9 protein-coding genes are annotated in these 12020 nt (G+C 45.3%); 1 reads left to right on the top strand and 8 read right to left on the bottom strand.

The features are described 5' to 3' along the window. Window positions 1-346: 346 nt before the first annotated feature. The 6 genes from HG547_RS06780 to brnQ form a co-directional block, all read right to left on the bottom strand. Window positions 347-781: a GNAT family N-acetyltransferase gene (locus HG547_RS06780; RefSeq protein ID WP_169547395.1), complete on the bottom strand. Its 435-nt coding sequence runs from the start codon at window positions 779-781 to the stop codon at window positions 347-349. 35 nt (window positions 782-816) lie between these two features. Continuing rightward, on the bottom strand, window positions 817-1194 hold the full coding sequence (locus HG547_RS06775; RefSeq protein ID WP_348981358.1) for a hypothetical protein: 378 nt from the start codon (window positions 1192-1194) through the stop codon (window positions 817-819). Continuing rightward, window positions 1191-2915, bottom strand: coding sequence for a single-stranded-DNA-specific exonuclease RecJ (gene recJ, locus HG547_RS06770; protein WP_169547394.1), 1725 nt, complete (start codon window positions 2913-2915; stop codon window positions 1191-1193). Before recJ ends, HG547_RS06775 begins: the two co-directional genes overlap by 4 nt. 92 nt (window positions 2916-3007) lie before the next feature. Continuing rightward, window positions 3008-3733 (bottom strand): bifunctional protein-disulfide isomerase/oxidoreductase DsbC, encoded by a 726-nt coding sequence (gene dsbC, locus HG547_RS06765; RefSeq protein ID WP_037414691.1) that lies wholly within the window; start codon window positions 3731-3733, stop codon window positions 3008-3010. A gap of 151 nt (window positions 3734-3884) precedes the next feature. Next, a complete protein-coding gene (gene xerD, locus HG547_RS06760; RefSeq protein ID WP_169547393.1) occupies window positions 3885-4787 on the bottom strand; it encodes a site-specific tyrosine recombinase XerD in 903 nt (300 codons plus the stop codon). Window positions 4788-4868: 81 nt separating this feature from the next. Next, on the bottom strand, window positions 4869-6284 hold the full coding sequence (gene brnQ, locus HG547_RS06755; RefSeq protein WP_169547392.1) for a branched-chain amino acid transport system II carrier protein: 1416 nt from the start codon (window positions 6282-6284) through the stop codon (window positions 4869-4871). Between the two features lie 569 nt (window positions 6285-6853). Between brnQ and HG547_RS06750 the strand changes: the two genes are divergently transcribed. Then, window positions 6854-7564: a methyltransferase gene (locus HG547_RS06750; protein ID WP_169547391.1), complete on the top strand. Its 711-nt coding sequence runs from the start codon at window positions 6854-6856 to the stop codon at window positions 7562-7564. Between the two features lie 32 nt (window positions 7565-7596). On the opposite strand, the gene HG547_RS06745 is transcribed toward HG547_RS06750, so the two are convergent. Beyond that, window positions 7597-8592, bottom strand: a complete 996-nt coding sequence (locus tag HG547_RS06745; protein WP_047535039.1) for a two-component system response regulator — start codon at window positions 8590-8592, stop codon at window positions 7597-7599. 2 nt (window positions 8593-8594) lie between these two features. After that, window positions 8595-11921 carry an MHYT domain-containing protein gene (locus HG547_RS06740; protein WP_248278710.1) on the bottom strand — a complete coding sequence of 1109 codons (3327 nt, stop codon included), beginning with the start codon at window positions 11919-11921 and terminating at the stop codon, window positions 8595-8597. Window positions 11922-12020: the final 99 nt, after the last annotated feature.

The raw sequence follows: 12020 nt of genomic DNA, 5'->3' as shown, positions 1-12020 counted from the left end.
GATAAGAAATAACTGTATTTCATCTTTAACCTCCGAACCAAAACGCAATACGCTCTGATTCTAAAGAAGTCTAAAACCAAACCGAATAAGCAAAAAGGAATCACTATTACGATAGTCATAGTGAGAAAAATATGAACGAACTCAGTGAAATTTCCAAACTCACTCATCACAGTTCGAAGCAGCGCAAACAGAATGCCCCCTAAAGTCAGGTAAATGACATATAAGAATGATAAATAAGCAACCCTTATAAAAGCTCTTAATCCTTTCACCTTGATTCACCCATACTTATCAAATGGACATTCCACTTCGTCACATGCCCTAGGAAATCATCTATTGAGTACCATGCCTATTTACTGGATAAATCTAGGTATGGGTTCTCAAACCGAATTTGCATTAGGGTTTCTGGTGCATCGACCGCTTTGAAACTAAATTGCGCATAAAGTCCATGGGCATCGCGGGTGGCGAGCATTATGCGCCTTAATCCTTGCAGATCAGGATGTTCCATAATTGCTGCCATCATCATCTTACTTAAACCTAAGCCGCGGTGGGATTCGAGGACAAACACATCGGCAAGGTAGGCAAAGGTGGCTTTATCGGTAATCAGTCGCGCAAAGGCAAGCTGCTGATTATCTTTATCAAATACTCCAAAACATAAACTGTTGCTAAGCGCCTTTTGCAGCAGAGCAGCAGGCATGCCCTGCGCCCAATAACTGTTGGAAATAAAACCATGGATAACATCAAAATCCATTTCCGATAGCTCACTGCTGACTCGATATTCCATTTGTCGCTCCAATATAGCGTTAAATACCGTTTAATCTAGGTATGTTTTGCACTCATAAATATCATCAACACCATGCCCAGCAACACTACTTTTGCTAATGAATACATGGCTCCAGCAAAGGAGCCTCCACCGTGATAGCTAAAAGCAAGATGGCGATTGATCTCAAATCGAAAAGAGTTAGCCAAGTGGCGATAAGCAAGAAAATAAAATAATGAGGCCGCGGGCCAAGTGCCAATAATCAAGGTTTGCCCCTGAGCCTTCGTAGTCAAAACCGCCGAAATCCAGGGAATACAAAGGCAAACCGCATATATCCAAGCAAAACGCTTAAGTAACTGGCGAATCTTTTTGTCTGATAGTGACTTCAATCTAAAATTCCTTTTCACCTTTATTTGCCCGCTATCAGCGCGGATCACATCGGCTCAATTTGCTCAACCATCAACTGTAGGGTGAAATTACCTCGATATTCGTTCACATCGAGCTTATAGACAATGCGCGCATGTTGAATCGTCGCATCGGGCCAAGTGTGTAAATCCACATTAAAGGCAATCGCATCTAACATCAGGGTACTACATGGGGTTTCAAGCACTAATTTAAGGTGGCGTTCTCCCACTATTCGCTGCTGGATAATCTTAAAATAACCATCGAATAATGGCTCCTCGAAGGACTGGCCCCAAGGCCCCGCATTACGCAGTAACTGGGCAATTTCAAGCGTTAACTCGGTTGGGGTTAACTCGCCATCGGACCATAGTTCCCCCGTCAGCTGCTCAGGCTTTAATTGTTCACGCACCGCATTATCATAGGCTTTGGCAAAGGTTGCAAAGCCACCGGACTTTAAGGTTAAACCTGCCGCCATTGCATGGCCGCCAAATTTGCTGATAAGCCCTGGATGGCGGGAGTTAACTAACTCAAGCAGATCGCGCATATGCAAACCTTTGATGGAGCGCGCCGAACCTTTAATTTCGCCATTACCCGCGTCGGCAAAGGCGATAACGGGTCTGTGGTATTTATCTTTAATTCGCGAGGCAAGAATACCGATAACCCCTTGGTGCCAATCCTCTTGAAAAAGGGCGATACCCCATGGGAGCTGTTCTTCATTAAGCTTTAGATATTCAAGACTTTTCAGCGCCTCTTGCTGCATCCCCACCTCAAGCTCACGTCGCTCTTGGTTGAGGCTATCGAGCTCTGCCGCCATCCGCCTTGCATGCATAATGTCTTCGCACAGTAGGGTTTCGACCCCTAGCGCCATTTCATCCAGCCTGCCGGCGGCATTAAGCCTTGGGCCTACCGCAAAACCAAAGTCCGAGGCAACAATCCGAGCTGGATTACGTTTTGCGACTTCAAGTAGAGCAGTAATGCCCACGCGGCAACGGCCACTGCGTACCCGCTGCAATCCCGCCTCGACCAGAATACGATTGTTGGCATCGAGCGATACCACATCGGCCACAGTGCCAAGGGCAACAATATCCAGCAGAGTGCCAAGGTTAGGCTCGGCAATACCGCGGGCTTGATACCAGTAACGAGCGCGCAGCTCAGCCCTAAGCGCCGTCATCAGATAAAATGCGACCCCGACGCCAGCGATGGATTTACTGGCAAACTGACAACCGGGCTGATTGGGATTCACTATGGCATCGGCCGCCGGTAACTCATGGCCGGGTAAGTGATGGTCGGTGATCACCACCTGCATGCCAAAGGCCTTGGCGGCAGCAACGCCTTCAATGGAGGAAATACCGTTATCAACAGTAATAAGTAATTCTGCCTGTTTGGTTGCCGCCACGGCGACAATCTCAGGACTCAGGCCATAACCGTAGTCAAAGCGATTGGGGATCAGATAATCGACTTTACTCGCGCCCATCATTCGTAGCGCGAGGATACACACACTTGTCGAAGTGGCGCCATCGGCATCAAAATCGCCAACGATCAGAATCGACTTATCAAGCTGCATCGCATCTGCAATCAACTTGGCGGCGTGATCCAAGCCCTTCATGGTATCGGGCCTTAACAAGCCCTTAAGTACCAGTTCGCATTCGGCGGACATGACTCCACGGCGAGCATAGAGCTGTCTTAACAACGGCGGAAGGTGAGCGGGTAAATGGCTATCATCAACGGTTGGACGACGGATTATTTTATGGATCAAGGGAACAAACTCTTAAACAATCATGGGGCTAAGATAACAAAAAGGTGAGCTTTAGGCTCACCTTTAATGGGATAAGTTTAGCCGAATTGCGACTATTGGCGCGCTTCTAAAGTACGTAATAAATCCGCAGGTGGTTGATATCCTGGGATCATATTACCGTCTTCCAATACGATTGCAGGCGTGCCGTTAACACCAAAGCTGGTACCTAATTCATATTGTTCGGCGATTTTAGCATCACAGGTCGCGGCAGAGACTTTTTTACCCGCCTTGGCTTCTGTCATGGCTTTTAATGGATCCTTAGCACACCAAATGGCCTGCATTTCATCGGCATTCGCAGATGGCACACCCGCACGTGGGAAGGCTAAGTAACGCACGGTAATACCCAACTTATTATACTCGGCCATTTGGCTATGTAACTTGCGGCAATAACCACAGCTCACATCGGTAAACACAGTTACAACGTGTTTTTCATCTTTCGCTTTATACACCAACATGTGATCTTCAAGCGGCTTCATCATCGCCAAACGTGGGCCTGCAAGTGCCGCTTCTGTCAGGTTTTTCATCCCTTTATCAAGATCGTATAAATTACCGTGGAACATTTTTGAACCATCACGGCTGATATAGAGCACGCCGCGATTAGTCATCGCTTGATATAAACCTTCGATGGGCGAATCCTGCATTGAAATCACTTCAACATCTAACATTTCACTGAGTTTTTGCTTAATCGCAGCAGTGTCTGGAGTGGTCGCCGTTGCGGCGCTGGCCAGAGGCGCAACAACAAGCGCGAAAACTAAAGATAATGCTCGGGTCAACTTCATGGGGACTTCCTATTAAGTAAATCGCTACTGCGACATATGGGTCAGGTTAATAGACCCTGTATGGGGGCAAAAAGTTACAGACAAGCCAAATAGAATGCAAATTTATACTGTAACTAAATTCAACCATTCACGGTTTTGTGATCCACAAAGCCTATCCCCGTGGATGATGCTGCTGATGTAACTCTTGTAATCTCGCTCGGGCGACATGGGTATAGATTTGAGTTGTCGATAAGTCACTGTGGCCTAAAAGTAATTGCACAACCCTAAGATCGGCGCCATGGTTTAGTAAATGGGTGGCGAAGGCATGACGCAAGGTATGGGGTGACAATTCAGTTTCAATTCCAGCTCGGCTCGCATAGAGCTTAATACGATGCCAAAAGGTTTGCCGCGTCATCATCTGCGAGCGCTTTGAAGGGAACACCACGTCAGATTGAACATAGCCTAAGAGTTCATGCCGCGCTGAAGTTAAATAATGTTCTACGGCGGCTATTGCTACCTCACCCATTGGCACTAAACGCTCTTTACCGCCCTTACCCACAATCCGCACTAAGCCTTGGCGCAGGCTCATCTGCTCCATGGTTAATCCCACCAGCTCACTCACCCGCAGTCCGGTGGCATATAACAACTCCAGCATGGCTTTATCACGGCATTCAACGGGGTCGTCCACATTAGGCTCAGCCAGTAGCCTATCAACCTGTGACTCGCTTAGAGAATCAGGCAAATGCCGACTTAACTTAGGCGATTCAATCAGTGCCATGGGATCGCCTGCAATCTGTTTGGTCTGCAATAAATAGGTGTAAAAACGCCGTAAACTACTCAGCAAACGTGCACTACTAGTGCGGGCAAATTGTTGCTCGACCCGATAAGCTAAGTAAGCACGAACATCAGCTTGCCCCACATCACACAACCCCAATCCTTGGCTTTGCAGATAGCGATCAAAATGGCGTAAATCGGTGCGATAGGCACTCAAGGTATTGTCACTTAAGCCCTTACTAGACCAAAGATCATCAAGAAATGCATCAATAAGCGGATCACACTGATAGGTTTTAGCCACGAAAACTCCATAAAAAACGGCGTATGGTAGATACGCCGCTGATATTAACTTAATTTCTCCGCGACTGGCAGTCGCCTTTATTTAGGCGGCAGTGACTGCTTTTGCACCGCCACCGCGAATCATTAAACACAGCACAATGACCACTAAGGTTGGCAATAACCACGCCATTCCCTCTTCATACAGCGGTAGGAGAGACAGGGAGGGAGACATACCACTGACCAGATCGATAAAGCTTTGCGCCGCTTCAGTCACGCCTTTACCGTCTTCACCCGTGAGGCTTTTTGCGGCAACCTTCATACCGTCAAAGATACCAAACAGGAGTGCCACAGACAGGGTCGCACGGTGAGCAAACTGCGGACGAGGGAAATATTCAGTTAAAAAGGTTACCGCGACCAGTGCAATAGCCACAGGGTAAACCGTCATTAATACCGGAATACTGATATTAATCAGTTGTGACAGCCCAACGTTCGCAATCACAGCACAGATAGCGCTTAATATAATCACCAGAAAACGATAAGACAGCTTTGGCATTAGCTCATTGAAAAACTCAGAGCATGCACTCACTAATCCCACCGCCGTAGTTAAACAGGCTAGCGTTACCACTGCCGATAACAACACAGTGCCTAAATTGCCAAACTCACGGGTCACATAGTTAGTTAAAATTTCACCGCCATTTTTAGCACCTGCGGCAATATCACCCGCCGTGGCACCTAAAAAGAACAATGACACATAAACAAAGGCAAGACCCGCTGCGGCAATAAAGGCGGCGCGAATAAGGTACTTAGTCTGGGCGCTAGGCTGCTCGATGCCCTTTTTACGCAGCAGATCGATAATCAACATACCGAACATCAAAGATGCCAGAGTATCCATGGTGTTATAGCCTTCAAGGATACCTTTAGTCAGTGGATGGTTCTTGTAATCACCTACGGCCGCGCCAACATCAGAAGCGGGTAAAAACACCACAGACAAGGCTAAACCTACTAGTAATAACAATAGGATAGGGGTTAATACTTTACCGACGCTGTCGAGTAATTTCCCGGGGAACAATGCCAGCAGCATAGTCACAGTAAAGAAGCACAAGGTATAAATTAGTTGCGACAGATTAAGCGATAAACTGCCAAGCATAATGGTTGCTGTGGTGTTATCAATAAAGGGCTTAGCACCGATTTCATAGGCCACTAGACCGGTACGCGGCGCTGCAAATGCAGGCCCGATGATGATATAAATCGCAATGGCTAATGCCGTTGCCGCAAACACAGGCAACATCGCCATAACCTTACCTTGAGCCTTAGCAACAGCAATGAGCCCGACCAAAGGTAAACCTACGGCAGTGATGAGAAACCCTAGCATCGCAAGGAGCATGTTCTCCCCAGCTAACATCCCCGCAAAGGGAGGAAAAATTAAGTTACCCGCCCCCAAAAAAAACGCGAAGGTCATAAAACCTAAGCCTAATGTATCCCCAATACTCATCTGATTGTCTTGCACGGAAAGCCCCATCTTGTCTTATTGTTTTTAATAAACTTAAGTGATTATGTGTCGATTAGCCATAGCTAAAACAAAGCCCATCCGGAGTGCAAATCTATGTTTACACAATTCCGTGGTAAATATGTGCGATATCTGCTGAGTTTATAAACAAAAATGAACTAAAAATTGGCTTCATTGCCGATTTATTCACCTAAAAACCCGTTCACCTATCCGTTAATCATAAAATTGATTAAAAATGGGGGCGAAACTAATATCAGAATTCAAAAATCAATACAACAGGTAAGATAGTTTTTATCGAAAAAAGCGTTCCAATGCTAATTAACTGCTAACAATGAGTTACCAAGGTAATAAATTAAACCGCCAATTAAGTGAACTTAGACTCAAAACAGCACAAAAATACAAAAACGCGATCTCATTGGAAGAATAGAGCGATTAGGGTATGTTGGCGTTTCAGGACGAATCTTTAAACATCAATGCGCCCGACTCATAACCATAAAAATCTTAGCGAAAGCACAACTCGCCCTTTAAAATAGCCACGATGTTAAATCGCATTCCCTTATTCATCGGATAAATGAGTTTTCATGGCTTTTACCTTTAAACAATTCCACATTGATGATCTTAATTGTGGCATGCCCGTTAGCACCGACGGCGTGATATTAGGCGCATGGGCACCGCTTGCTCAGGCAAAACACATTCTAGATATAGGGGCCGGAAGTGGATTATTAAGTTTAATGGCAGCGCAGCGAAGCCTTGGGCAGATCACCGCGGTGGAGCTTGAGGAAAAAGCCGCCGCCGCATGCCAATTCAATATGGTGCAAAGTCCTTGGGCGGACAGGCTCAGTATTATCCATAGCGATATTCAAGACTTTTGCCAGCAAACTCAGTATTACGGATATTTTGATCATATCATCTGCAACCCGCCTTATTTCGAACATGGCCCCAAGGCGAACGACCAGCATAGAGCGATGGCGCGCCATACCGATACCTTAGGATTTGAGCCATTGCTAAAAGCAATCTCCCAATGCTTATCACCTGAGGGTTCTGCAAGCCTTATATTGCCGGTTCAAAGTCTTATACGCTTTAAAGTCTGCCTAAATCAGTTCGCACTTTATCTCAGGCAAGAGGTACAGGTTAAAAGTGTGGAGAATAAAGCCGCCAATCGCGTTTTGCTGTTATTGACTAAAACACAGGGGAGCCAGTGCCTGCAAACCGTATTCACCATCCGTGGATTAGAGGGAAGTTACACGAATCAAATGGTCGAACTGACAAAGGATTTCTATCTTAAGCTATAGGCATGCTAGTTAGACGCCTGATAAACCAATGGCTACTTATCTATCCATTTATTTTTAATTTCAATCACTTTATCTAAATTTTCGGTAAATAACTGCACTAATTCAGGGTCAAAATGGGAGCCACTCTGTTCATGAAGATACGCCATCGTTTCTGCAATCGACCAAGCTTCTTTGTAAGGACGTTTGCTAGTGAGCGCATCAAACACATCCGCAAGGGCAACGATGCGCCCCTCAAGCGGGATGTCTTTTCCCTTTAGGCCATTTGGATAACCCGTACCATCCCATTTTTCGTGATGGGTAAGTGCCACTGATTTTGCTAACCGTAACAACTCAGAATCGGCTTCACCGATAATTTCAGCACCGATATGGGGGTGAGTTTTCATAATAGCAAACTCGTCTTTGGTAAGTTTAGCAGGCTTAAGCATAATGCTATCGGGAATACCAATCTTACCAATATCATGCATAGGTGCTGCATGTAATAAGTCATCCGCCTGTGCCTCACTAAGACCATAGGCCAACGCCAAGATTTGAGCATAGTGGCTCATGCGCATTACATGGGTGCCGGTTTCGTTGTCCTTATATTCGGCGGCGCGACCTAAGCGTTGAATAACTTGCAGACGTGTTCGACGTAATTCATCTGCCTGCACAAGGGAGAGATGGGTTTTAACGCGAGCCTTAACTATGGTTGGTGACACAGGTTTGACTATGTAATCAACACCACCTACGTCAAAACCTGCCGCCTCATCATGCTCGTCGTTAAGCGCAGTCACAAAGATCACTGGAATCGGCAGGGTTTCAGGCATGCTTTTAAGTGCTTGGCATACTTCTAAACCCGTCATATCAGGCATCATGATGTCGAGTAAAATTAAAGCCGGCAGCTCAACCTTGGCAAGATGCAATGCTTCTTCACCACTTTTAGCAAAAATCAAACGATAGTCTTGATGCAATATTTGTTTCAAAACCCGCAAATTAACTGGCTCATCGTCTACCAGTAATAAGGTCTTCTTATCGTCAGTCGCAATCTGCATAGCTATTCCTTATTTGAGCTAATGACAAGCCGCAACTTAACTAATTCAGTATGGGCAATATCAAAATCAAAATTATCGAGGGCATCAACAATGGTGTTTACCATGGGTTGATGGACCGATAGATTTTCAATGGCGGTTAAATCAGCTTCTTCAAAGGAGTGGTGTTGTACTGCCGCAATTAAAGCATCAATATGCGGTAAAGCTTGGTTTGGATCAGTCTGAGGATTAGATATCTGCACGTCTTTATAGTGAGCGAGTTGCTGCACATAACGAGTGATCTGCACTATGGTTGATTCAAGTTCATTGAATAACTGCTGTCTAGCCACTAAAACCTGTGGCTCTGAGTCAGCCATTTGCTCTAATGCCGCAAACAAGGCCATGCATCGGAATAAGCCTAAATTGCCAGAAATGCCTTTTAATCCATGACCTTGCTGGACAATCGCATCCCGATCCGATTGGTTAATTGCCTGCTCAAGCTGCCGAGACTTTTCGGGCCATTGAGCGATAAACTTTTCTAATTCTTGGATAAACTTTGCTTTACTTCCCCAGAGTTGTATCCCTCTTTGCTCATCGATGATGGTATTGAGATCGGGCTCATTTTTATTGAATGACTGTGTGGACAGTTCAAGGTTTAATACGCGGGCGATTTCGACATTTAATAAATAAAAATCAATGGGTTTATTAGCAAAACCATCCATTCCTACTTGTTGTGTCTCGAGTTTATCCTGCTCAAGCACACTCGCTGTTAACGCAATCATCGGCATGTAGGTTAACCCGGATTCAAGCTCCTGTTGGCGTCTACGCCTTGCTGCGGTTAAGCCATCCATTACTGGCATCTGTAAGTCTATTAAGGTGATATCAATATCATGCCTTTGCATTCGTAATAGAGCCTGCTCACCATCACGGGCAGTAATCACTCGATGCCCATGTCGAGTTAAATATACTGAAAGCAGATCAATATTTTGTTGAATATCATCAACTACCAGTATTGTTAATGGAGGCAGTGACACCTTGTCATAACTCGGTAGAGTTAAGTCTTCAACACTTTGAATGAGAGGAATTGTAAATCGGAAGGTACTGCCCAAACCTAAGCGGCTTTCAACCTCAATATGCCCGCCCATTAACTCTACTAATTGTTTGCTGATAGTAGTACCTAAGCCAGTACCACCGTATTTACGGCTCATAGAGGCATCCGCCTGGGAAAAGGCATCAAACACTCGCTCAAGCTGCTCTGGCGACATGCCAATCCCAGTATCGATAACTTCAAATGTCACTTGATTGTCTAACGGAGAGAAAACTTTTACGGTCACTTTTCCTTCTGCGGTGAATTTAACAGCATTACCTATTAAGTTGAGCAGCACTTGGCGTATCCGCTCAGGCGACCCCATAAAGTGGGTTCCCATCGTTGGCGCGATATCCACTTCCAGTAATAAATGCTGCTTTTGGGCCTGCAACCACAAGGTTGAGATAACAGTATCGATTTCAGCCGTTAAAGAAAAAACGCGGGTTTCAAGTTCCAGCTTGCCTTTGTCGAGTTTGGCACTGTCTAAAACATCATTGAGTAAATGCAATAATGATTTGGCCGAACGATTAATGGTTGATAATTGCTTTTGTTGCTCATAATCCAAGGATGACTCTAACAAAATATCGCTAAAACCTATGATGGCATTCATTGGGGTACGGATCTCATGGCTCATATTGGCCAAGAAGGCTGAGCGAGCGGCGGCAGCTTGTTCCGCATTATTCTTCGCGGCCACCAGATCCTGCTCCATTACCTTACGTTCAGTAATATCCATGATAAAACCATCAATCCACCCGTCTGGATTTTGCTCATCAAAAATATAATTTCCATGCTCAAACAGCCAACGCACCTCACCATCGGCACGGATAATACGGTATTCCATCGAAAAGGTTGGTGGCTGTGCTTGTGCGTAAATAGTATCGACATCATCGGGATAATAAAGCGAAGAGAATAAACGTTTAGCGTTAGGAAGCTCAAAGTCTGAAGCCGGGTATCCCGTGATATTAAATACCGCATCGCTGATGTAAACCATGGGCCAGCCTTGAGTATTCATACAGCGATAGGCAACCCCGGGGATATTACTGATCAACGATCTCAGCTTGGCTTCATTATTTTTCAGCTCTTGCTCCATCTCATTTCGCTGGCTGAGATCGGAAATAAAACCGACAAAGTAATGGGATTTGCCTTGCATCATATGCCCAATACCGAGGCGGACGGGCACTAAATGGCCATTTTTATTCTGCGCCAGCACCTCTCGTCCCGTACCAATAATCTGTGCATCACGGGTTTTAACATATTGAGCGATATAACTATCATGCTGGGGGCGAATGGAGGCAGGCACAATTTTTTTGACATTGCTACCAAGTAACTCTGTCGAGGGCCACCCCAAGATACGCGTCACTGCTTGGTTTACGCTAACGATAATACCTTGACCATCGATGGTGATAATGCCATCCACTGCGGTATCCATCATAGCCAGCATTCGATCTTCGTTTGATTTAGCGAGTAAAGACAGATCTTTATATTTAAAGATCACATTCACAATCAGCACTAAGCAGATAATGACGACGGTAATAATCGATACCCCGAGCGCAAGATAAAACGAAATTTCAGACGTTTGTTCGCTAAGCTCTAGTCCAGCGGGTTTAACAAAACGCGCCGCCGCCATACCCGTGTAATGCATACCAGCAATCGCCAATCCCATCACGATACTGGCAATAAAATTACTCGTAATAGTGCTCATGCTGGATGAGATAAACTGATTCAGTCCGGTACGAACCCAAAGTGCAATAATGGCTAAAATCACCGCAACGATAATCGACAGAGCAAATATTAGAGGGTCGTAACGCAATAATGGCGCCATATCCATGGCAGCCATCCCAACATAATGCATTACCCCAATACCTACACCCACTAAAACACCGCCAATCAATACTTGGGGAAACCGAATACGTGGTTGAGATAGTAGGCTAAGCGCCACCCACGAGGCCGCAATACTGGGTAACACCGATAAGGCAGTAAGACCAAACTGATAAGAAACTGGAGTGCATAAATTAAAGGCCAGCATGCCAATAAAATGCATTGACCACACGCCCCCACCGAGGACAAGACTCCCTGTGAATAACATGATTTGCTGTCGCGATTTAGATTGGGTTTGTGCAGCTTGTGTCGCAACTTGAAACGCCATAAAGGCAGAAAAAATAGCAATAAAAATAGAAATAGCGACCAATAAAGGGTCGTAATAAACATTGAGTAACAGGCTATCTTGAGATGAAGTAAAAAAAGATGATAACCAATTAAAAATCATAATATTCAAGCCCATATTAGATAAATAGAATCACGCCGAAATATTTTGCCAATTCAAGTAGGGCTAACGCTTAGGGGCCATAAAATGATGAGTATGGTC

Origin of the sequence: Shewanella sp. DNRA4, assembly GCF_012843185.1 — a bacterium.
Classification (GTDB): Bacteria; Pseudomonadota; Gammaproteobacteria; order Enterobacterales; family Shewanellaceae; genus Shewanella; species Shewanella xiamenensis.
The sequence above is the reverse complement of the archived record's forward strand: the minus strand, read 5'-3'. Positions and strand labels throughout refer to the sequence as shown.

What these genes read in the sequence shown, in the direction of transcription:
- HG547_RS06780 (WP_169547395.1), bottom strand. Translation starts at nt 781, where the DNA reads ATGGAATATCGAGTCAGCAGTGAGCTATCGGAAATGGATTTTGATGTT.
- dsbC (WP_037414691.1), bottom strand. Translation starts at nt 3,733, where the DNA reads ATGAAGTTGACCCGAGCATTATCTTTAGTTTTCGCGCTTGTTGTTGCG.
- brnQ (WP_169547392.1), bottom strand. Translation starts at nt 6,284, where the DNA reads ATGGGGCTTTCCGTGCAAGACAATCAGATGAGTATTGGGGATACATTA.
- HG547_RS06750 (WP_169547391.1), top strand. Translation starts at nt 6,854, where the DNA reads ATGGCTTTTACCTTTAAACAATTCCACATTGATGATCTTAATTGTGGC.
- HG547_RS06745 (WP_047535039.1), bottom strand. Translation starts at nt 8,592, where the DNA reads ATGCAGATTGCGACTGACGATAAGAAGACCTTATTACTGGTAGACGAT.
- HG547_RS06740 (WP_248278710.1), bottom strand. Translation starts at nt 11,921, where the DNA reads ATGATTTTTAATTGGTTATCATCTTTTTTTACTTCATCTCAAGATAGC.